Genomic DNA, 22,778 nt, shown 5'->3' on the forward strand with positions numbered 1-22,778 from the left:
CGTTTACAGAATCAATTCTCGCCGTGAACTCTTCATGTTTTCCTGGCTGCAGCCAGTCAAAATGATCGCTTTGCTATGACAACACCTTCACTTGGTAAGAAACTGTCGAGCCAGATTGTCGGTACGATTCGGCATGCCATCATTTCGCATCACAAACGTTCGGGCACGATTCTATTCAGTGACACAACTCTCCGTGATGGCGAACAAATGCCCGGGGCAACCCTGGAGCCCCATGAAAAGCTCCAGATCGCTAAAGCGCTGCAGGATGCGGGTGTTCATTCACTGGATGCAGGCTTTCCGGCGTCGTCGGAAGCAGATGTTGAAGCCATTCGCATGATGATTGGCGTAATCCGAAAGCCCGTTCTGACCGCCCTGTGTCGTACCTTACGATCCGATATCGATGCAGCGGATCGAGCATTGGACGGCAATCCACCGCATAAACGCGGCGTCAGTTTGTTTTGTGGCACAAGCCCATTGCACCGGGAGCACAAGCTCAACAAGACGAAGTCGCAGGTCCTGGACATTATTGGAGACACGGTAACATACGCGGCATCAAAGTTTCGCATCGTGGCTTTCAGCCCGGAAGACGCGAGCCGCACAGAAACGGATTTTCTTTGTGAATGCTATAGGCTTGCGATCGAATGCGGAGCATCGACAATTGGATTTCCGGACACGGTTGGTCTTTTGACGCCGGAGAAGTCCCGCCGATTCATGCGTGCGATTCACGAAAATGTCCCAAATCTTGACCGAGCACTGCTGGCCGTTCATTTTCATAACGACCTTGGCCTCGCAGTTGCCAACACGCTTGCCTGCATCGAAGAAGGAGCGAATGTGGTCCAGTGTACGGTAAACGGCATTGGAGAACGCGCGGGAAATGCTTCGCTGGAGGAGGTTGTCATGGCGCTGGCACTGCACCAGGATCAGTACAAACGTCGGTTTCGCATTGATACTTCCAGACTCGCTCCACTCTGCCAGATGGTGGCTGAATTAACCGGGGTAGCCATCTCCCGAATGAAACCGGTTGGCGGAGCGAATATATTCGCCACCGAAGCCGGAATTCATCAGGATGGCCTGCTCAAGAATCCGGATACCTATTTGCCGTATCGCCCGGAGCGCGTGGGCGCAGAAGGGATTCAACTTGTACTCGGTCGACACAGTGGTCGCCGCGCGGTGGCACACCGGCTGGGCGAACTGAACCTGCCGACAGACGAGTCGCTGGTGGCCAGAATTGTGGACCAGATCAAGCTGTTGCCGAAGGGATCCGTCGTTGACGATAACCGGCTTCGATCACTTGCCGAATCGAACGGCGTGGTTCCGGGCAGCAACAGCCATTCATCCGCTTCGACGATGGTCTGATCAGCAATTCACTCGGGATACCAGGCGTTCGCCGTCGGCACTGGACCAGTTTACGGCATCACAAACTGGTGACCTTCCGGTTTAACCGTCAGCACCGGGCACGGGGCTTTTCGCACGATTTTTTCGGCGACGCTTCCCATCAGAACATGCATGAGTCCTGTTCGTCCGTGCGTCCCAATGACGACCAGGTCAATATCGTTCTCGCGCGTGTAGTCGATTGTTTCCATAAACACGATACCTGTCCGCACTTCACGAATAACAGGCTTGCCATCTTCCCATCCATTGGATGGCATTCCCTGAAGCCGTTCTTTCGCATCATCGATGAGACTCGCAGTCTGGGACTGCATGGCTTCGACGGAAAATGCATGCGCTTCCGGCACCAGCATGGCCGGATCCGGCACAACATGAAGCAAATGCAACTGAGCTCCAAACCGTGCTGCGATCGCACACCCGTAATTCACTGCGGGTTGACTGAATTCACTAAAGTCTGTCGGGACCAGTACCTTTTCGAGTCGAATCATTTCAAACGCTCCCTGTTTCCAGCAAAGACTGAACGAACACTGGCTGTCCGCTCGCTACTAAAGAGTTGGTGGCTCCTGGATGGTGAGCATGGCAACGCCAATACACAACGCTGATGTCACCAGGATGCCGATTAACAATCCTACACCGATTACTGTCCGAATGCCGTCGTCAGGCACTTCCGCTTTCCGAAGTAATCTCTTCGCCACAACGCTGCAGACCCAAGTCCAGTGGAGCATGATATGAACAAGCACGCCAACTGCCAGCATAGCAACCATCGCAAACTGAGTTGAACACCATTGTCCGTACGACATTCCCCACAGCAGCCATCCTCGAGCAGCAATACCGGGGGGGAAAACGAACTGGACAATGACCGCAGAAACTCCCAGGAGAACGAAGTTCACCAGCAGCCACGCATCCAGCCAGAAATTGATGATAGCACGCGGTATGCGGCCATTGTCTTTGTGACCGTCATCGTGTTCGTGATCATGCTCAGTCGCAGCACCGGCCGGGAATGCTTTCCGGAGTGCATCGGGCTCCGGCTTTGAAGTTGCATTCCGGCCATTCGACTGCATGAGATTCAGTGGCGCCGTCGCTACGTCAAGGCTGTTCGCCGTCCGCTGCGGACTGATTCCATCGTAAAAGCCGGATTTGTAAGGGTCTTCAGCGATCATTGTTTCTGCTCGAATTATCTGCAGTGCAAAGTGGACACAGTTTTTCGGCGGATTCATCAGGCTGCGAATTCGCTGCCCCCGAGGCGAAAGTAATGCCCCTGCCAACTGTCATTATACCGGTGATCAACACGCAAATGGCGGCGACGCGCATTAGCTTTTGCCTCAGCTGAAGTGTTGCCAGAGAGAACCCGGTGCCGGTCAGGATCATGACGGGAAATGTCCCCAGACCGAAGGCCAGCATAATTCCGATCCCCAGTGGGAGGCTGGCAGAGCTCGCTGCGAGCGCCAGAAAGGAATAGACCAGACCACAGGGAAGAAAGCCGGTCATGATTCCTGCCAGCATGACACCCCACGTTGAGCCGCCCTTCAGCAATTGAGCAAACAAGGTGGTGGTCAAACAGGGTGAATTCTTCCCGGAGAGTTTCCCAAATGAGAGCCAACCAGCAGAATGCATGCCCTGCAGGATCAGCAGCACACCAGCCAGTATTGCAAAACTCGCCTGCAGCAGAATGGTTTGGCTACCGGCTCTCATCACACGAACGCCTACAGTCGATGCGATCATTCCAAGGAACACATACGTGAATGTCCGTCCAATGCTCCACAGGATCTGACGTAAGAGCGCGGAATGCATTGACCGGGCTCCCAGACTCATCGTGGCCGCGATGCCTCCGCACATTCCAATGCAGTGGGCAGAGCCCAGCACTCCACTGATAAAAACCAGAGGCAGGGTCAGGGTTTCAATTGTGATCGGACTAGGCATGGTGAATGCTCCCAGATCCGTCGAACGCCATCAGTCGCAGGGAATTGGAAATGACGAGCAAGCTGCTGATGATCATTAGCGCGGCAGCGAATGCCGGGTTCAGCAGCCCGAATACTGCCAGTACAACGCCAACCGCATTGTAGCCAAAAGCCCAGAAAAGATTCTGCCGAATAATACGGCGAGTCAATCGAGCCAACTGGATGGCCCATGCAATCCGACGCAGGTCGTTACTCAGCAAGCAGACCTGTGCCGATTCTCGCGAAACATCAGCGCCGCAACCCATGGCAATTCCAACATCGGCAACCGCCAGCGCAGGAGCATCATTGATTCCGTCACCGATCATCACGGTCGAACCCTGGGACTGGCGATCTGACTGAATGGCGGCGACTTTGTCCTGCGGTCGTAATTCAGAAAGAATACTGACGGCATTCTTCTTCCCCAGGTGACCAGCCAGTTCTTGCGCCAATGCATCCGCTCGCGTTTTTCGATCTCCGGTCAAGACTGTCACAGGCAGTCCCATCGTGTACAGACTGGAGAGCCCCTCGACAGCTTCTTCACGAATCGATTCATTGATCAGGAACACTCGCAACAGCTCATCATCGACTGAAAATGCCACGACGGAAGCCGCCAGTTGGTCAGCATTCCGGCTTGCCAGAGCTGACAACGGGCTTTCAGTCCCCGATGTTGCGAATGACAGGCTACCAAGCCGAAGTCTGTGACCATGCTGATCAAGAGCCTCAACGCCCCTGCCTGAGAATGTGCGGACAGAATGAATCACGTCGGTGATTCCGTCCTGTGAACTTTCTGCAGCGGTACCACACGCAGATAATGCGAAACGCGGCGTCATGGAATGAGATGCAAGATACTGTGTGACAGCTTTCGAAAATGGATGCATCGAACGCGCTGACAGGAGAGCACAGATGAAATCTGTTTCAGCAGGATCCGGATTTGTGAAGAGTGGCTGGTTGATTGTCTCACGATTCAGGACGTGAACAACTCGGGGCTGCCCGGTCGTCAATGTGCCCGTCTTATCCAGAAATACCGAGCCCGCGGTCGCTAATCGCTCAATGGATTCGCCACTCCTGAACAACACCTGGTTCCTGATTGCAGTGCTTAAAGAGGTCCATACAGCTAGCGGAGTAGCCAACCCCAGAGCACAGGGGCATGCAATGAGCAGAACGCTCAGACTGTGCTGAACAGCCTGACCAACGTCTGTTTTCCAATGCAGAATCAGCGTGACCAGGGACAAAAGGCTGATGGCCGGAAAGAACCACATGGACGCTCGATCCGCCAGTTTCTGGTACGGTCCCCGCGCCGCGCGGGCCTCCTGCATCAATTTCAGCAGGCGGCCGAATGACCCCTCTCGAAATGCGCAACTGCATTCAACAATAACGTCGCCTTCAAGATTGACAGTGCCTGCGAGCACGGAGTCTCCAGGCTCTCGTCCTACGGGTCGACTTTCGCCTGTAAAAATCTGTTCATCAACGGTCGTATGTCCCGAAACAACCCTTCCATCGGCAGGAAACCGGTCCCCTGCGGCCACTCGGATGTGATGACCGACCTGAAGACTCGCAGAATCGACTTCCTCTTCCCGGCCGGACTCCCTGCTTCGATCTGAAGTCAAAAGCCGTGCTTTGGCTGGCAACATCGCTGAAAGCTGATCCAGAACTTCAGTTGCTTTCTGCTTCCCGGTCGCTTCAAGCCATCTTCCAAGTGTCACGGCGACCAGAACCATTGCGCCGACTTCAAAATACACATTTGGACGACCGGTCAGCACATTGAATACGGAAATACCAAAGGCTGAAGCGACCCCTGTGGCGACGAGAAGATCTGTGGAATAAATCTTCTGTTTCCAGCTGGCTAAGGCCCCCTGCAGAAGAGGCCAGCCAAGCAGCATCAACACGGGCAGACCAAACAGCATACTCAGCCATCGAAAAACTTCGAAAAGCTTCTGCTGGAAAGGGTCAACCTTCACATCGTAAACGTCCAGTGACCACATGGTCATCGTGAACGCCATCAAATTCATCGTGAAGAAAACAGCGATTCCCAGCCGGACAACCGTCCAGCGTATCGCCCCTTCATCCCCTTTTTCCTCGGTCACTGCGTGGGCAAATCGGCATCCATAGCAGCAGTAGATTGATTCATTGGAAGACGGATCTGAAGGTGCGACGCCAGCAACGGGCAAAGAACACCAGGCACATTCGGCCTGAACAGATTCCTGGCAGTTCCGTTGGTCGCCGGAATTTGTTCCGTGAATGTTGCCTTCAATCATGAGCATCGTAGCCAGCTTCTTTATGGAGGCAGCACAAGCTCAACCTGCATTGCCGGGAAGAAGTACTTGATAATGTAGTAGACCGATCCGATCCAGAACCCAACCCAAATCATTCGAACGTACCACGGAATCACGTTGCCACGATAGTGGTGGTATACGTGCTCTGCCTCCGGCGAATCCGGATCCGCAACCGCGGCTTGAGACACTTCAGTCATGGCAATCCAGCTCCCGTTCATTCTGCAGCATAAAGTGCTTTGGCTGTTCCAGATCTTTAAACATTCCATTGACGGCTGCCCACAGCAGCAGGAAGAAAAAGCCTGCACTGGCCAGTAGGTAATTCACGACAGGGGTTATGGCAAATCCACCTTCTGTGCCGGACTTCGAAAGATTCTTCGTCAGCTCCATCAGCTCGGCAAACTTCATCACGAAGCCCAGCATGCTCGGAATCAGAATCAGGATTCCGAAGCCAATTGTCACGGTCCAGGCCATCGAGCGATTGTTAATCGTCCCCGGCGGCATCGATTCCTGTTCGTTATTCATTTTCATCTTCGCCTTCTGCATCAGGCGAGGCCAGTTTGGTTTCGACATAGGCCTCATAGTAGGGATACTCATCCAGCCACGACCCAAGCCACTGAATGTAGGTCAACATCGCCAGGCCCTTCTTGTTCGGCTTGTCGGGAGCGCCGTCGAAGAACCACGGGTACTCCGGCATCGGAGAGCCTTCCGACAAGTCCAGCGGACGGTAGAAGTGCACCGCATGCCAATCGTTTGATCGGCGTCCACCTTCGCGGCTGAGGTCCGGACCGACCCGACGAGTTCCGAAAAGAACTGGTCGCTGAAGTTCGTTCTGGTATTCCCACGAGTGCGAGACCGGCCCAAACCGCTCTTCCTCATTTGAGACAGGTCGGACGAACTGACTGTGGCAGTGCCAGCATCCTTCTCCAACGTAAATCTTGTGTCCGTATCGAAGTGCTTCGGCGCACTTTTCGTCCCAGAACTTTTCTGCCTCTGCCTCCGCCTCCGGAATCTCTCCAAAAGCTTCCCTGAAGGAATCGGGGAACCGACGTGCAAGGTCTTCGAACTGGTATCGCAGGTTCGGAGACACCAGTTCTTCGACGGTGAGTTCCTTTTGATTCTTGTACATCAAAGCGGGAACCAGGGCGTTGGAAACAAATGCCAGCGCGAAAAAGCCCAGGCCTGCGACGTACAGAATACCTGACTTGCTTTCAAACATGTCTGATGATCCAAATGGGCTGATTGCTTTCGCAATTCAACTGATGTCGTGATCAGAGTGGAAACAGGAGTATCTACGCGGTATCCAATTCTCAGGCGGCTGCTTTTGCAGCTGCCGCGGCTCGAGTCGTCAGCCAGATGTTCTGCAGGAACGCAATCAATCCGGCAAACATAGCCAGACCGGCGAAAACCCGGATCACCCAGAACGGATACGAAAAATCAACCGAATAGTCCCACGGTTCAAGGGCGGCCCATGACCAGCCCTGAAAAACCCCAAGCAGGATCAGGTCAGCAGCCATCAGGCCGACTCCCAGTGTGGAAGCCCAGTAATGCCATGCCAGAAGTTTCTGGCTTTCCCACGGACGTCCCAGCATTCGGGGATACAGATAGGTCATGATGCCCATGATCCACATCGAAAACACACCGAACATCACCATATGTGCGTGACCGACCACCCAGTCACTGAAGTGGATAATCTTCTGAAATGTCAGTGTTACCTGAAATGAACACTGGAGACACGTCAGGAAGTAGTAAACCATCCCCGTATAGAACCACCGAATCGGCATGTTGGTCTTTACGGCACTGGGAGTGCCCCAGAGTGTGCCGATGAAGTTAATGACAACAGTTGTCACGACAAGCTCAACTGCAATCGTTGACACCACGGCACCATACTGCAGGAACATCGGGATAGGGGTGTAGAGGAAGTGGTGGATCCCCTGAAGCGGATAGAAGAATGCCAGGCCCCCAGAAGCCAACCGGCGAAAGTCCGTGACTCCAGATGGGCTTCTTCAGAAGGATCGGCACAAAGTAATACATCCAGGCCCCAACCAAGTGGAGTTACGAACAATCCCACCAGGTCATGAATAAACAGACCGCCGACCGCCCCCGCACTTGTTCCACCGACAAAGTATTCCGGAATGAAGTTGCCCATCGCGTACGTCAGAAATGTCCAGACGAATGCGGCGAGGAAGTACCAGAGCGTGACGTAGATAGGGCCTTTCATACGAGCAATTGGCGTCATGAAATTGATGGCTACAAGCAGAAGACCCAGCTGCGCAACGGGGTCGATCCAAACCGGCGTTTCGCCCCATTCCAGTGCCTGAGCTTCGCCAAGCAAAATACCAACCGCCGTGGCCCCGACGACAATTTGCCAGGCAGCGTAGATCAACCATGAAAGCCTCTTATCCAGAACCGGCTGAAGGGTCAGTCGCGGCACAACCCAATGCAGGCAACCAAGAAATCCATTCGCCAGGAAGCCGTAGGCCACGGCGTTGGTGTGAACCATCCGCCATCGTCCGGGCGAAAACAGTTCGATCCCCTGAAGCGGATTATGGCGAATCAGCTGAAACGCCATCAGTAAACCTGCCAGCATTGATGTGGTCAGGAAGATCAACGCAGTGATGAAATAGGTCCGCACTAGCTTTTCGTCAACCAGTTCGCTGTGCGTCCTGACTTGCGTCTGAGCGGGAGATGCGATTGTCGCTTCACTCATGTCTTATTGCTCGCGTGCTGTGAATTCGTGCTCGTCAGTTCCTGACGACCGAAAGAAGAACTCAGGTTTCGAATCGTTGATGCCGCAATCTCGGTTTCCAGCCCAGGCTAGTGCTGTTCGGTCGGCCGCTGGTAAGGAATGAACTTTACCATAAGGAGCAAGCAGGGCCATGGTCCACCCAAAAACAAGGTGTGTCGACAACGCCACCCACCACGGAAGAATGCTGTTGTCCGTGATCCAGTTGCCGCCGAACAGGGCAGGCTGCAGCCAGGCAAGAATCAGGTAGTAGTTGACGAGCCAGACTGCGACAGCGAGACGCGTATCCCCCAGATCAGTCGAGGAATTACGTTACGGGTCAACGCGAATCGAGCGATGCCCCAATGGAACACCGTGCCCAGCACCATACCGGTTCCGATGTACAGACAGCACCCCAGCGCCAGAATCACACCATCATCGATCACGTAGGCACTGCCCTCTGCGGTCTGCAGTTTCAGAGCCTGCTCACCCAGCGGGAACGTCAGATAAACTCTGATGATTTCCAGGGAATGCTTGCCCGCAATCGTGGACCCAATAACGTTAAACAGCAGACTCATCATGGCCGCCACGCCACCGAGCAGGAAACCTACGGTTACATAGAAACCCGTGTAAAACTGTTCCGGATTCCATTCGCTGCCAACACTGGCTCCGCCAAGCTCTGCCTCCAGTGAGGCCATCTGCTGCCTGAGCGATTCCAGGGTTTGACGCTTTTCTTCGAGGGATGTCTGATCCGCCATATCAAGTCATCTCAGTGAAAGTAATTGCAGTGAATCCAACAATCAAACAGTGAAGGCTATTCAGCCCCACCTTCCGACGATCCGCTTTCGGCGTTATCAGCTTCTGACGACGCTGTCACAAACGGCTTCACCAGACCCGCGGGAATATCTGCCTTTGCTCGCCGCTGCCCCGATGTATGCAGCACAAAGCTGACAAGATTCCAGATGGTGTCGGGTTCACTTTGCAACGCGCTCTTGAAACCGGGCATCGGGCTTCCGTTGATTCCGTTCAGAATGCGGCGATAGACGTCGATCGGCTCCTGACCTCCATGCAGCATGCCGGAAGTCAGATCCGCAGCTCGAGTGGGGTGCCCCCAGGAATCGTTGCCGATATTGTCCTTGGTTTGCCCGCGGCCGTCTTCGCCATGACACTTGCTGCAGCCCTTGCTCAGAAAGGCCTGGCGCCCCAATTCTACCCGTTCCATCGTCAATTCAGGCTCCGGAGTCAGCGGCTGGGTGAGTGAGGATTTGGCGTCATTCCAGCGGCGAGTCACATCTTCCGCAAATTCGGGGATGTAATCCGGATCGAGCTCTTCTGCGGCTTCAGCCTCCATCGCCAACTGATACTCAAGCTCGCCACGCTGAGAAAGCACGACCACGTAATCCACCACTGCCTCCAGATCCTCCTTTGGCAGAAGATTGAATGCAGGCATTGATGTCCCCGTGACCCCGCGACGAAGCGTCGCCATCAAGTCCTCGTGCCGCGGCTTGTAGCCATACGGGGTGGAAGTGAATTTGAAGATACCACGGGTGTAATCACGAGGCCGCGGATACATAAACCTGGCAACAGGCCCTTCGCCGTCCCCATTCACCCCATGGCATTGCACACAGCGATGCATGTAGACCTTCTGGCCATGCTTGAGCGTCAGCTGCCTCGCAAAATCCGGCTCACCTTCGCTGACCAATTGCGGCTTCGAAGCCGTTCCGGCATTCCTGACGACAATTCCATGGATTTCCTCCTGGAGGTCGACATCCAGCTCCTGAACCTTCAGGCTGGACGTCCATTCCAAAGGTTCCGCACGTTCACATCCACTTGAACTCAGCAGTAACGGCACCACTAACAGCGACACCTGTGCCATCGACTTCAAACACATACAACCCGTCCAGTCTGGTTATGTTCGGACAAGATTCGCGGACGCCTGACCCAACCTGCTCATTGGTCAAGGTTAGTCTAAATGGCCGTCCCCTGCAAAACGCACACTGCAACTGTTTCCTGAAGTGAGCGATCGATGTCGTCAGCTCCTTGCATCCGTCGTACCAATTGGCAGGCGAATTTCACAACAGACTTTTGTCTCGCTGAGTCGCACCAGAATTACTGAAGAAATGCATGAGAGGAATCGGCCGCGTGAACCGTTTATTGATCAGGGGAATCCCTGCACATGTCGCATCCGGCTAAAGTCGCAACGATCAGGATCGGGACGCATGCGCGCTCATTCGCACAACCGCACACTGCAATGTTCGACAGGCGTGCAGCCCTGGACCGCATTGTCGTCTGTGTGCGGGCTCTCTGGTTTGCCCGGACGACACTGCCAGAATGGCCGCACGCACATAAGGCGGACCGCGGAATTAGTGTCTGCCCTTCGCACCGGATGATTGTGTGATTTGAAAAAGTACTTAATCTTCTGACAGTTCCGGATATTTCTCGCCAAACAAATTCTCACCACACGTCCCGCCCGCCAACTGGGCCAATGCTTCATGAGGAACCCAGCAATGGCAATCGTATTGCGTCCTGATTCCCGTCAGAAAACCCGCCGCACTTTGACAATCTTCGCTTTCTTCACCGGCATTTGCCTGTTTGCTTTGCCAGGCAGGGCTGCAGAACCAGCCAGCGGGCCTGAAATCAAAGTCTCTCAGGGAGACTGGCCATGGTGGAGAGGACCCGGGCATGACGGGATTGCCGAACCTGCGCAAACACCGCCGATCACCTGGAGTGACAAGCAGAATATTGCCTGGGTGGCCCCCGTTCCTGGTCGCGGCCATGGTTCACCGATTGTGGTTGGAGATCAAGTTGTGCTGGCTACGGCTGACAAAGACAGAGACGTGGAATCCGTACTCTGCTTTGATCGCACAACCGGAAGGCAAGTCTGGGAGTCGGTGGTCTTTCAGGGAAAACTGCCGAAGAAAATGAATGAAAAGGCATCTCTGGCTTCCTCGACAGTGGCTTGTGACGGAGAACGATTCTTCATCAATTTTCTGAATGACGACGCGGCGTGGGCCATTGCCCTGGACAGGCAGGGCGGGAAGTTGTGGCAGACTCGATTGACAGATTATGTGATTCATCAGGGCTATGGCTCCTCGCCCCTGCTTTACGGGGAACTTGTGATCGTATCAGCCGACAACAAGAGCGAGAGCGGTGGTGTCATCGCCGCATTGAATCGTTTGACAGGAGAAATTGTCTGGAAACGGAATCGACCGTCGAAGCCCAATTACCCGTCTCCGACGATTGTTCATGTCAATGGCCGCGATCAGCTGATAATGACTGGCTGCGACCTTGTCACGAGCCTGAATCCATCCACTGGTGAAGTGCTTTGGGAGATCGATGGGGCCACCACCGAATGCGTGACAACGACCGTTACTGACGGCACACACATTTTCACAAGTGGCGGCTATCCCAGAAACCATATCTCGGCGGTTGTCGCCGATGGTTCCGGCAAAGTGGCCTGGGATGAACCAATCCGAGTCTACGTACCATCAATGATCTGCAGCAGGAAACGCCTGTTCGGCGTGATGGATGCTGGCATAGCGATCTGTCTGAAGAGCGATTCCGGGGAAGAATTGTGGAAAGGCAGACTTGCCGGAACCTTTAGCGCCTCTCCCGTGCTGGTCGGCGACCTTATCTATGCGACCAACGAACAGGGAGAGACGTTTATCTATCGGGCGTGGGGCGAAAAGTATCAGGAAGTCGGTCGCAACCAACTGGGTGACAGCGTGTTCGCCACTCCCACCTTCTGCGGAAATCGCATCTATATGCGGGCCGCGAGTACTGTTGATGGGAAGCGGCAGGAATACCTCTACTGCATCGCCGAATAGCCGCCACCTTCAGAAACGTGGTCTCAATCGCATCGACGACTTGGGTGCGGCCCCATACGACCAAATTCGTGACGAGGACAAGTCGTTTTTCTCCCGCAGAGATGCCTGCAGGCGTCTGCGGGATCAAATCCCTTTCCAAATGTTTCGAATGCAAGCCCTGAGAATCGCCCGCGATTCCATTGGTTATTCTGAATGGTGAATTGCGGTTGCCATTTGGTAATCGACGGAGACCACAAATGCATGACCAACGAACGCTGCCGAAAAACATTGCCGGATACCAATCGTGGAGCGACCTGACCTTTCTTCACTGGAGAATTGAACCAGAATCTATCCAAAAGCTGCTGCCGCCCGGATTGACTGTCGAGACATTCGATCATAGCGCGTGGGTTGGTATCGTGCCTTTTTCGATGGAGAAAGTTCGTCCGTGGTGGGCACCAGCCGTTCCGGGTATTTCATGGTTTCTGGAAACCAACGTCAGAACGTATGTGAGGCATACGAACGGCGACACAGGCGTTTGGTTCTTTAGCCTGGACGCAAATTCTCGCTTGGCGGTCAGGGTCGCGAGAACTTTTTGGCGACTTCCTTACTTTTACTCTCGCTTGAAACGTTTGAGTGACACCACCGGGAAAGATGAAAGCCGGACCTACACTGGATCCCGAGCAGATCGACAGTCAACCTCTTACAAGATCCGTATCGAATTCAAACCCACCGAAGAACTTCAGGAAGCGCAGGACGGCACGCTCGAGCATTTCCTTCTGGAGCGTTACCTGTTGTTCGCAGCCGGAAAGACAGGTAGCGAAATCTATTCCGGACGCGTGCATCATGTGCCATATCAGTTCCGGAAGTGCACCGTCCATGAGTGCTCCCAGCAACTGCTGACAGCTTCAGGAATTACATGCGATAATGGCCTGCCCGTTCATGCAGCCCATTCGCCGGGCGTTGAGGTCGTTGTGTCACCCCTGCAGAAACTCTGATGTGAATCAGCGTCTACTCGATGGCCTGCATGAAATAGAGGCATCGAATGAATGATGACGCGAATGCCTCGAAAACCTCCATTCTCTTCGGCATTTGAGTCTCGTTTTCCGCGATTCGTCAAAAACGGCATTTATCTTTTAAGTGGAAAGCAACAAAATGCTTGACGAATCACACCGATGGTGGATTCTTGATGCGTCACGCATATTTTTCGGCGTCTCTGGACAACTCGATGTCTGCCTTGCTCAACATTACGACGATGATTGCATTCGCAACCCATGCCTTGCTGGGCTGTTGTCTGCACCATAGTCACCACCGATGCGTGGGTATCCTGAGCTCTGTTGACACTGAGAATTCATCCCCGGCCGCGACCAAAACAAGACCAGACGGTCATTTCCGCCAGACTGTGGGGCAGAAGCACGCGTGTCGTCATCGCCATCAGACCTGCGGTTCCAGTCGCGCCAACCCGGCGAGTGGGCAGGACGTCCCTGATAGTCCGCAGTGTCCTCACGAATGTGACGGATTTGACTGTGGCCTGGTTGCAGCGAATTCGATTCGTCACGCGGTCGATCTCGTGCTGTGCGGCCATACCGTCTGCTCTCGTCTGTGCGTCCTGACGCCTGAGATCACAACGCATTGCGCTGTCAGTGTCACCCACGATCTGGTCATTCTGGACGCACAAAGTGGCACTGCTGTGTCGCGTTGTGCGCAGAATTCTGTCTGGCGCGTCTAGAAGCCCCGCATTGATTGCTCGTGCCTCTCTCCAGCAGGCGCGACTAGCCCTCGTTGGTGTGAGCTCGAATCCGGTTCACCAGCCAGCAGCCTTCGTTCCTTCCGGCCCCACTGGCTGCACGCACATTGGTTGCTTGGGTCTGCGATACAACTTTCGCATCCCGGGCGATCATATGCTGGCATCTGTAATCAAACAGTCAGGCTGGTTTGCGCACAATTCATTTCCACGGAGACATTCCGATGAGTACTTCCAATAACGCTTCAGCAGTAAAGGCTTCGCGTGTTCGACGCGGTGTGCAGTTGACACTGATCGTGGTTTGCCTTGTTGTAGCTGCCACTTTCGTCCAATGGTATCCAACCCTGGATCAGGCGATTTCCAGAGTCATCTCCTCCCGTCGACCGCAGGCCTCGGCCCTTGACAGTCACAGCGAAGATCATGGCGGGCATGATCACGCTGGAGGTAAGCATACTGATAGTGAACATGCCGGACACGATCACAGTGCCGCGGATGCCGGGCTGGAACTTTCGGCCCAGGCCAGAAAAAACCTGGGGCTAACAAGTGACTACATCGACATGGTGAGGCTCACGAACTTCAGGCGTTTCGTCACCGTTCCCGCGATAATTGCAGCACGCCCTGGGCGAACTCAGGTGCATGTTGCCACGCCGTTGAATGGAGTGATCACGCATGTGCACGCGGTGACAGGCGAATCCGTCATGCCCGGGACATTGTTGTTCGAGATACGATTAACACACGAAGACCTTGTTCAATCGCAAACGGATTTTCTGAAATCTCTTGGCGAGCTTGATGTGGAGATGACAGAAATGCAGCGGCTTCGAGCAGCTGCACAAAGCGGAGCGCTGTCCGAAAAGACGCTGCTTGATCGACAGTATGCTATCGACAAGCTGCAATCGCTGCTGACCGCGCAGAGAGAAGCATTGCATCTGCATGGATTATCGGACCGACAGGTTTCGGAGATCGAGACATCACGCAGACTGCTGCGCGAATTACGTGTTTTCGCGCCGATGATTGATGAACATGATCATGGGGACGAACTGAAACTGGCCGACGATTCCATGATTCCGGTCGCGATTTCAAAGCAACCTGCGACCAGGGCGGATAGGCTTCGGGATGAACAGGAGGAAAGGCTTGATAAGGAGAATCAAGCCTTGGACCAATCCCTGGAGGCGACCATGGTTCCACTGGTGATTGAGCAATTGAATGTTCACAAAGGGCAGGCGGTCGCTGCCGGTGACATGCTTTGTACAGTGGCTGACTACAGCAGACTTTACATTCAGGGCGACGCTTTCGAACAGGACATTCATTGGTTGAGCGATGCGCGAAAGAATGGCTGGCCGCTGATGGCAGTCTTCGACGCCGGACAGGGTAAGCAGGAACTAAACAACCTGAACCTGTCTTACATTGGAAATGTGGTTGACACTCAAAACCGAACGCTCCCCTTTTATGTGGACCTGAAGAACGAGATTCTTGAAGATCAGTTCAACGACGAACACCAGAGATTTGTCGTCTGGAAGTACCGTCCTGGTCAGCGACTTCAGTTGCGTGTGCCAATGGAAGAATGGGTCGATCAGATTGTTCTGCCCGTTGATGCGGTTGCGCGAGACGGTGCAGAGGCATTTGTCTTCCGACAGTACGGTGGGCACTTTGATCGAGTACCGGTTCATGTGGTTTACTCGGATCAGCGGTCTGTCGTCATCGCCGCAGATGGAGAATTAAAACCGGGGGCAGTTGTTGCGTTGAAGTCTGCCCATCAGATGCAGATTGCCATGAAGATCCAGGCTGGCGGTGGTGCGGATCCACATGCCGGACACAACCACTAACAGTGGCTGGCAGCCTGTTGAAAAACGGGACCGGCTCGAGCAGGAGACCTTAAAACACGATGGTTTCCGTTCGTCCTGCGTGCCTGCCCCGGTTTTTCAACGGACAGCCAGCAGTTTATCTGCCACTTATCAGTAACTGATTTGTTGAATTACTCCATCGATTGGATGCGAGATCATGTTAAATGCGATCATTCGCTTCGCTCTACACCAGCGATTACTAGTCATTTGCTTCGCTGTGCTGATTAGTGGTGCGGGCATGTGGCTTTCGACACAAACCAGCATCGATGTGTTTCCGGACTTGAATCGTCCGCGTGTCACGGTGATGACCGAGGCCCCCGGGTTAGCTCCAGAGGAAGTTGAAGCACTCATCACCTTCCCGTTGGAGACGGCACTCAACGGAGCCAGCGGCGTACAGATGGTCCGCAGTTCATCGGGAGTCGGGATTTCGGTGATCTATGTTGAGTTTGACTGGGGGACAGACATCTACGTTGACCGGCAGGTCGTGAATGAGCGAATTCAGCTGGTTCAGGATCGTCTGCCGCCAGGGATCCGTCCGCAACTCGCACCGATCTCCTCCATCATGGGGCAGATCGTGATGCTTGGAATGTGGGCCGATCCTTCAGCAAAGAATGATCTTTCAAGCGATTCTCCTTCCTCTGGTCCTGAATCGGCGAAGGGGGGAACATCCGTCATGGAGCTGCGTACGCTCGCCGACTGGGTGGTCGCTCAACGGCTGCGCAGCATCGATGGTGTTTCACAGGTCTTTACGATGGGGGGACAGCGAAAGCAGTTTCAGGTACTGATCGATCCGGACGCTCTGATTCGAATGGGTGTGACTTTGCAGGAGGTTCGAGATGCGGTCGTGAAGAGCAACGTAAACACGACGGGAGGCTATCTTGACGAGCAGGGTCCCAATGAACTGCTTGTCCGTGCAATTGGTCGCGTGCAAACAGTTCAGGACCTGGAAAAGGTTGTCGTCAGCGTTCATGATGGTCGCCCCATCGCTTTGACGCAGGTTGCACGTATTGTCGAAGCCGGACAGGTCAAACGTGGAGACAGTTCCGCGTTTATTCGCAACGAATCTGATGGAACCTTCTCCGGTGGAAAGGCCGTCGTGCTGACCATCAACAAGCAGCCGGATGCAGATACCAGAACTGTCGACCAGGCGGTGAGAAAAGCCGTCGAAGACCTGCGAGTGGCACTGCCTGAAGACATTCGTATCGAGCCGCTCTATGCACAGCGATCATTCATCGAACGTGCCATCGCGAATGTTGTGGAAGCTTTGCGAGATGGTGGCATCCTGGTCGTCATCATTCTGTTTCTTTTCCTGCTGAATCTGCGGACAACACTGATCACGTTGACGGCAATCCCCTTGTCGCTGGCGATCACCGTCATTGTGTTTCATCTGTTTGGTTTGTCCATCAATACGATGACGCTGGGAGGATTAGCGGTCGCCATCGGGGAACTTGTCGACGACGCGATTGTGGACGTTGAAAACATCTTCCGGAGACTGAAGGAGAATGCTGAAAAGGAACGCCCCGAAAGCACGCTTTACGTTGTGTACGAAGCCAGCCGTGAAATTAGAAATTCCATTGTCTTTGGCACCATGATTGTCGTTCTTGTCTTCCTGCCACTATTTGCTTTGACGGGTATGGAAGGTCGGCTGTTCGCTCCGATGGGAGTCGCCTACATTGTCTCAATTCTTTCGTCGCTGCTGGTTTCGCTGACAGTAACTCCCGTGCTTTCTTACTGGTTGCTTGGAGGTCAGAAAAGTGAGTCGGAACACATCGATGGATTTGTTGTTCGGATTCTGAAGCGGGTGGCGGATCACGTGATTCGGTTTAGTCTCGCCTGGCCACGCCTGAATCTGGTTGCAACCACCATTGCAGTGACTGTCGCTGCGATGTTTGTTGTGCGCCTGGACCGCGACTTTCTGCCCCCGTTCAATGAAGGTGTGATTCAGCTGAACGTGGTGCTGCCGCCGGGCACGTCGCTGCGAACCTCCAATGAAATCAATGAGGTCGTGGAAACGCGTTTGCAGAAAATTGAAGACATTGTTCGCTGTAGTCGGCGCACCGGACGTGCTGAACTGGATGAGCACGCGGAAGGCGTCAACATGACAGAATTCATCATCGAACTGAATCCTTCATCCCCCCGCAGTCGCGAAGAGCAGCTTGAAGAAATCCGCGAGGCGATGGCTGACATTCGCGGGATTGTGACCGCCGTGGAACAACCGCTGGCCCACTTGATCTCCCACATGTTGAGTGGTGTGAAAGCTCAGATTGGAATCAAAATCTACGGTGATGATCTGGACGTGCTTCGTCGCCTGGCCAATACCGCACAGCAGAAGATCAGCACCGTCGCCGGAGTCAAAGATCTAATGATTGAACCACTGGTTGTGATTCCCCAGCTACGCATCAAACCGGATCGCGACAAATTGCTGCAGTACGGCTTGAACATGGCGGACGTCAATCAATTTATTCAGACCGCCATGAACGGCGAAGTTGTTTCAGAGGTTCTTGCCGACCAGCGTACATTCGACCTGCTGGTTCGCCTTGATGATCGCTTTCGGGAAGATAAGACCGTGCTGGAACGGCTAACGATCGAACTGCCTGACGGCGGTCATGTTCCTCTGTCTGCGGTTGCTTCCATCATTCCGTCAGGCGGGCCAAATGCAATCAATCGGGAAAATGTCCGGCGAAGAATGGTGATTCAGTGCAATGTCAGCGAACGAGGCGTGGTGGACGTTGTGGGAGACATTCAGGCCGCCCTTGCGGAACTTAACGAGGATATGCCGGAGGGTTATTTCATCGAATATGGCGGACAATTCGAGAGTCAGCAGGCAGCCAGTCGCGTGATTGGTGCCTTGTTTCTCGTATCGATGTTTGCCGTTTTTCTCGTTCTCTTCAGCATGTTTCGTTCCGTCAATCTGTCACTTCAGGTGATGGCCGCGCTTCCGATGGCTTTCATCGGCAGTGTTGCTGCTCTTGTGTGGACAGGTCAGACGCTCACGATTGCTGCCATGGTAGGATTCATTTCGCTGGCCGGAATCGCTTCACGAAACGGAATCCTGCTGCTGAACCACTACCTGCACCTGGTTCAGCACGAGGGCGAACAACTAAATTCATCCATGATTATCCGAGCCGGAAAGGAGCGACTTGTTCCCGTCCTGATGACGGCGCTGACGTCCGGAATTGGATTGGTTCCACTCGTGATGTCGCCTGGTCAGCCCGGACGAGAAATTCTTTACCCTGTAGCCACGGTCATTCTGGGTGGATTAATTAGTTCCACGATGCTGGATTTCTTCGTGCATCCGGCACTCTTCTGGCTGTTCGGACTTAAGTCGGCCAGAAGCGTGATTGATTCAAGCGAACAGGAATTCTGATCGGGGAACGATCTACTGTGCCGTTCAACAAATGCGTGGAAAGGGCGGCTTCAAATTCAACTTCAAACAGTACCCCCACTGATGAATTCGGTTTGGTGTGCAATATTCAATGGTTTCGGTAACCTGTTCATCAAGCGACTCCATTGGCGAGTTGGCTCAGGTAGTTCCCATTCATCTCAGGTAACTACCATTGATATCGAACTGGGAAACTTCGCCGGGAAGCGATGGAGACGAATCAAATGGCCGGATATGACTGTGTACGAACCTTGCCTCCCGGAAGACGGATTCAGGCACTGATTCGACGACTGATTCTGTCTGTGTTTTGCCTGACGACCGGGGCCATTGCATCCGAGCGACCCAATTTCCTGTTCATTCTGACAGACGATCAGTCCCCGTACACTCTGAGCACCTACGGGAACAATGTTTGCCAGACGCCAAACATCAACCGGATCTCAACGGAAGGCATGACGATTGTAGACGCCCATCACATGGGGTCGTACACAGGAGCTGTTTGTTTGCCGTCCCGGACGATGATCATGACAGGCCGAACCGTGTGGCGAATTCCACACCGCAGAAGTGGGCGCAATGCGAAGCAAGATGATCCGCAGGCGTCACCAGACTTCATTGAAGAAGCTGCCGGAAACAGCATGGCGGCTCTCTTCAACAATGCAGGCTACGATACGTTCAGAACCTGTAAAAAAGGAAATACATTTGGACCAGCCAACCAAAAATTCAAAGTTCTTCACGAGGCCGACAAACGGGAAGGTGACGATGAGAATGGAAGTAAGTGGCATGGAGACCGTGCGGTTGATTTTCTGAAGCAGCGAATTGCTGACCGCGACGACGATCCTTTCCTGATGTTCCTTGGATTCTCTCACCCGCACGACCCTCGCAATGGCAAACCAGAGCTACTGAAGAAGTATGGAGCAGAGAATCTCAGACAGCCGCCATCTCGACTGAACCCCGCGGCGCCGCCGCTACCTGTTGAATATCTTCCGGCTCACCCTTTTCACCATGGCCACCCCGGCCTGCGCGATGAAACGACGGTGCAGGGGGTTCTGACAGATCGCTCGGAAGCGACCATTCGTAATGAACTTGGACGCGAGTATGCCTGCATTGAAAATATCGATGTGCAGGTTGGACGCGTTCTGGATCTCCTGCAGCAAACGGGGGAATTGGATAATACGTACGTATTCTTCACATCTGATCACGGCATTGCAGTTGGGCGGCATGGACTTACCGGAAAACAGAATCTCTACGAGCATACCTGGCGGGTTCCATTCCTTGTACGTGGACCCGGCGTGAAGGCAGGAAGTCGCGCCTCCGGGTTTATTTATTTGCTGGATGTGTTGCCGACGATGTGTGATCTGGCCGGAATTCATCGCCCGGAAAAGATGGAAGGTCTGAGCTTTCGAAATGTGCTTGATGGCAGCCAGAATCGGATCCGCGACACACTCTACGGGGTGTATTGTGGGGGCACAAAACCGGGGATGAGGAGCGTCAAGACAGCCGATGGATGGAAACTGATCAAATATGATGTCATGGATGGACAGGTTCGTGAAACCCAGTTGTTCAATCTGAACGAGAACCCTTTCGAACTGCTGGGCGATCATCATGCATCGACGGTGATTTCGATCACGGGAAATACTCCGCTGCCCCATCAAAAAAATCTCGCGGATGACCCGCGATTTGCGGCAAAGCGTCTTCAGCTTGAGGCGGCTCTTCTGGCGGAACAGGTTCGGCTGGACGATCCATACAGACTTTGGGATCAGCCACAGTTACCTCAATAGCCGTTGTGCGTTCGTTGAATACGCCTCCTGAATCAGGAAAGCACATCGGAAGGAGTGTCTCCCGCACGACGGGCCGGTCCGGCTGTTGCGCCGAACTGGGGCATTATCGCTGTTTAAGTTAACGGCGCAATTGCGACTTCCGTGCGCAGTTGCTAAACCTGTCAACCAGTCCGTAGTGGATGAAAGTTTATCTCTGTGCTTCTAAACTGCTTCGAAGGATTTCATTGATGAAGAGTCTCAACCGGCGCGGCTTCACTCTCATTGAGTTGTTAGTCGTCATCGCCATTATTGCAATCCTGATTGCCCTCTTACTCCCGGCAGTGCAACAAGCTCGCGAAGCAGCGAGACGCACACAATGTAAGAACAATTTGAAGCAACTGGGACTGGCGCTTCACAACTACCACGACGTCTACAATCATTTCCCAATCAACTACAGCACCACGTTCACACTCGACAACACAACCATGAGCTGGCTGGTTGGAATTCTACCCTACATTGAACAGGCGAACCTGTTTAATCAGGTGGACCCTAACTTCGGAATTAACAACGATCCTCGGTCACCGACCCCGAACACCGTCACTCCCGTCAACCCAAGCAATGGATGGGTTGCAAAACAACCGATTCCGGCATTTCGCTGTCCGTCCGACACCAGTGATGCACTATTGGGTGGTCGAGCGAATTATGGTGGCACCTGGGCGGTCAACAGTTACAAGGGTGTTGCAGGAGCCAACTGGGCGTGGGGCAGCTGGACGTCGCCAGCAGCATTCAACAACACGCGGTGGGGGACCTCAAACAACGGACTGGATCGAGGAAACGGTATCTTGTTCCGGGGCAATGGATTTCCCTACTCAAATAACATGAGCAAGATCACTGACGGGACCAGCAATACACTTGCGATCGGTGAAGTGGTTGCTCGCTACTGTACGCATACCTGGTGGTGGTGGTTCAACGGAAGTACGGCAACGTGTTCAATTCCACTGAATGCCCCCGGGGTCTGTGCCGGCGCCGCCAATGTCACCAAGGATCAGGGTTTGGTAAACTGTGCAGGCGACTGGCCGAACAACTATTCATTCAAGAGTCAGCATGTTGGTGGCGGGCAATTTGCTTTGTGCGATGGATCCGTGAAATTCATCAGTGAAAACATCGACCTCAACCTGTACCGAAGTATCGCGACCATTGCAGGCGGCGAGACAGTCGGCGAATTCTAGCAGCCTGTTGAAAAACGGGACTGGCTCGAGCAGGAGACCATAAAAAACCATGGTTTCCAGTCGTCCTTCGTGCCTGTCCTGGTTTTTCAACGGACAGCCAGCTTCTTCGGAATGCTGAAGCGTACCTCGCATTCGGCCCTTGCGGCTGAGTTCTCCCTGCGCGGACGGGGAATGGTTCAACGGCGGGCGACTCTGCATCGCCCGCTCATTTTTTTAACCAATCGTAACACGGTAGATGTCCATGAATCGTGCAATCCTGACTTCATTCCTTTGCTTGTGCAGCATTGCTGGCTGCGGTGAGGCGAGTGACGCTCCCGCGACGGCCCCAGTGAGCGGAGTGGTCATGCTGAATGGCCAGCCACTTCCTGAAGCGGTTGTGACCTTCCATCCCGAATCTGGTCCGTCAGGCATTGGCCTGGCTGATGCGAACGGCAAATATACCGTGAAGACAAATGGTCGCAACGGAGCTCCTGTTGGTAAGTGCAAGGTGACCGTGGCTGTTGCGAATGGCCCGGAAGGCTTCCCGGAAGCTGATGGAAACGAAATTCAGCTGCTGGAAAAACCTCGACTGAACGCCAAGTACTCCAACCCGGACACCACCGACCTGATCGTGGAAATCACGGCAGAAGGTACGAAGGATCTGCAACTGGATCTTGATAGCTGATCCAGTCCGACGCTCAAAGCAGGCCTCAGGCCGTTGGAAA

At 53.9% G+C, this 22,778-nt stretch carries 20 protein-coding genes; 9 read left to right on the forward strand and 11 right to left on the reverse strand.

Going from position 1 to position 22,778, the window contains the following annotated elements; all coding sequences use genetic code 11:
- Positions 1-75 precede the first annotated feature (75 nt).
- On the forward strand, positions 76-1,356 hold the full coding sequence (locus tag R3C20_13325; protein MEZ6041481.1) for a pyruvate carboxyltransferase: 1,281 nt from the start codon (positions 76-78) through the stop codon (positions 1,354-1,356).
- Positions 1,357-1,406: 50 nt separating this feature from the next.
- Here R3C20_13325 and R3C20_13330 read toward each other — a convergent pair whose 3' ends face one another.
- The 11 genes from R3C20_13330 to R3C20_13380 form a co-directional block, all read right to left on the reverse strand.
- Positions 1,407-1,877 (reverse strand): universal stress protein, encoded by a 471-nt coding sequence (locus R3C20_13330; GenBank protein ID MEZ6041482.1) that lies wholly within the window; start codon positions 1,875-1,877, stop codon positions 1,407-1,409.
- Positions 1,878-1,934: 57 nt separating this feature from the next.
- Positions 1,935-2,549, reverse strand: coding sequence for a DUF4405 domain-containing protein (locus R3C20_13335; protein MEZ6041483.1), 615 nt, complete (start codon positions 2,547-2,549; stop codon positions 1,935-1,937).
- A complete protein-coding gene (locus R3C20_13340) occupies positions 2,539-3,309 on the reverse strand; it encodes a sulfite exporter TauE/SafE family protein (protein MEZ6041484.1) in 771 nt (256 codons plus the stop codon). The genes R3C20_13335 and R3C20_13340 overlap by 11 nt, the downstream gene beginning before the upstream one ends.
- Positions 3,302-5,587: a cation-translocating P-type ATPase gene (locus R3C20_13345; protein ID MEZ6041485.1), complete on the reverse strand. Its 2,286-nt coding sequence runs from the start codon at positions 5,585-5,587 to the stop codon at positions 3,302-3,304. The genes R3C20_13340 and R3C20_13345 overlap by 8 nt, the downstream gene beginning before the upstream one ends.
- A gap of 14 nt (positions 5,588-5,601) precedes the next feature.
- Positions 5,602-5,796, reverse strand: a complete 195-nt coding sequence (locus R3C20_13350; protein MEZ6041486.1) for a hypothetical protein — start codon at positions 5,794-5,796, stop codon at positions 5,602-5,604.
- Complete coding sequence (locus tag R3C20_13355; GenBank protein MEZ6041487.1) at positions 5,789-6,121, reverse strand: hypothetical protein; 333 nt, start codon at positions 6,119-6,121, stop codon at positions 5,789-5,791. The genes R3C20_13350 and R3C20_13355 overlap by 8 nt, the downstream gene beginning before the upstream one ends.
- The gene (locus R3C20_13360; protein ID MEZ6041488.1) at positions 6,114-6,815 is read right to left on the reverse strand and encodes a cbb3-type cytochrome c oxidase subunit II; all 702 of its coding nucleotides are present in this window, start codon (positions 6,813-6,815) and stop codon (positions 6,114-6,116) included. Before R3C20_13360 ends, R3C20_13355 begins: the two co-directional genes overlap by 8 nt.
- Before the next feature lie 91 nt (positions 6,816-6,906).
- Positions 6,907-7,554, reverse strand: coding sequence for a cbb3-type cytochrome c oxidase subunit I (locus R3C20_13365; protein ID MEZ6041489.1), 648 nt, complete (start codon positions 7,552-7,554; stop codon positions 6,907-6,909).
- On the reverse strand, positions 7,443-8,306 hold the full coding sequence (locus R3C20_13370; protein ID MEZ6041490.1) for a cbb3-type cytochrome c oxidase subunit I: 864 nt from the start codon (positions 8,304-8,306) through the stop codon (positions 7,443-7,445). The genes R3C20_13365 and R3C20_13370 overlap by 112 nt, the downstream gene beginning before the upstream one ends.
- A gap of 278 nt (positions 8,307-8,584) precedes the next feature.
- Positions 8,585-9,079, reverse strand: coding sequence for a hypothetical protein (locus R3C20_13375; protein MEZ6041491.1), 495 nt, complete (start codon positions 9,077-9,079; stop codon positions 8,585-8,587).
- A 56-nt stretch (positions 9,080-9,135) separates the two neighbouring features.
- Positions 9,136-10,212, reverse strand: coding sequence for a c-type cytochrome (locus tag R3C20_13380; GenBank protein MEZ6041492.1), 1,077 nt, complete (start codon positions 10,210-10,212; stop codon positions 9,136-9,138).
- A gap of 616 nt (positions 10,213-10,828) precedes the next feature.
- Between R3C20_13380 and R3C20_13385 the strand changes: the two genes are divergently transcribed.
- The 8 genes from R3C20_13385 (at position 10,829) to R3C20_13420 (ending at position 22,738) form a co-directional block, all read left to right on the forward strand.
- On the forward strand, positions 10,829-12,148 hold the full coding sequence (locus tag R3C20_13385; GenBank protein MEZ6041493.1) for a PQQ-binding-like beta-propeller repeat protein: 1,320 nt from the start codon (positions 10,829-10,831) through the stop codon (positions 12,146-12,148).
- A 236-nt stretch (positions 12,149-12,384) separates the two neighbouring features.
- Entirely contained in the window at positions 12,385-13,122 is a 738-nt protein-coding gene (locus R3C20_13390; GenBank protein MEZ6041494.1) for a DUF2071 domain-containing protein, read from the forward strand.
- A 230-nt stretch (positions 13,123-13,352) separates the two neighbouring features.
- Positions 13,353-13,853, forward strand: a complete 501-nt coding sequence (locus R3C20_13395; GenBank protein ID MEZ6041495.1) for a hypothetical protein — start codon at positions 13,353-13,355, stop codon at positions 13,851-13,853.
- A gap of 239 nt (positions 13,854-14,092) precedes the next feature.
- Positions 14,093-15,691: an efflux RND transporter periplasmic adaptor subunit gene (locus tag R3C20_13400; GenBank protein ID MEZ6041496.1), complete on the forward strand. Its 1,599-nt coding sequence runs from the start codon at positions 14,093-14,095 to the stop codon at positions 15,689-15,691.
- Between the two features lie 175 nt (positions 15,692-15,866).
- Positions 15,867-19,076 (forward strand): efflux RND transporter permease subunit, encoded by a 3,210-nt coding sequence (locus R3C20_13405; protein MEZ6041497.1) that lies wholly within the window; start codon positions 15,867-15,869, stop codon positions 19,074-19,076.
- A 224-nt stretch (positions 19,077-19,300) separates the two neighbouring features.
- Positions 19,301-20,866: a sulfatase-like hydrolase/transferase gene (locus R3C20_13410; GenBank protein MEZ6041498.1), complete on the forward strand. Its 1,566-nt coding sequence runs from the start codon at positions 19,301-19,303 to the stop codon at positions 20,864-20,866.
- Positions 20,867-21,093: 227 nt separating this feature from the next.
- Complete coding sequence (locus tag R3C20_13415; GenBank protein MEZ6041499.1) at positions 21,094-22,074, forward strand: DUF1559 domain-containing protein; 981 nt, start codon at positions 21,094-21,096, stop codon at positions 22,072-22,074.
- 241 nt (positions 22,075-22,315) lie between these two features.
- Positions 22,316-22,738, forward strand: a complete 423-nt coding sequence (locus tag R3C20_13420) for a hypothetical protein (protein MEZ6041500.1) — start codon at positions 22,316-22,318, stop codon at positions 22,736-22,738.
- The last annotated feature ends 40 nt before the right edge of the window (positions 22,739-22,778 follow it).

This window comes from Planctomycetaceae bacterium (assembly GCA_041398825.1).
Lineage (GTDB): Bacteria > Planctomycetota > Planctomycetia > Planctomycetales > Planctomycetaceae > F1-80-MAGs062.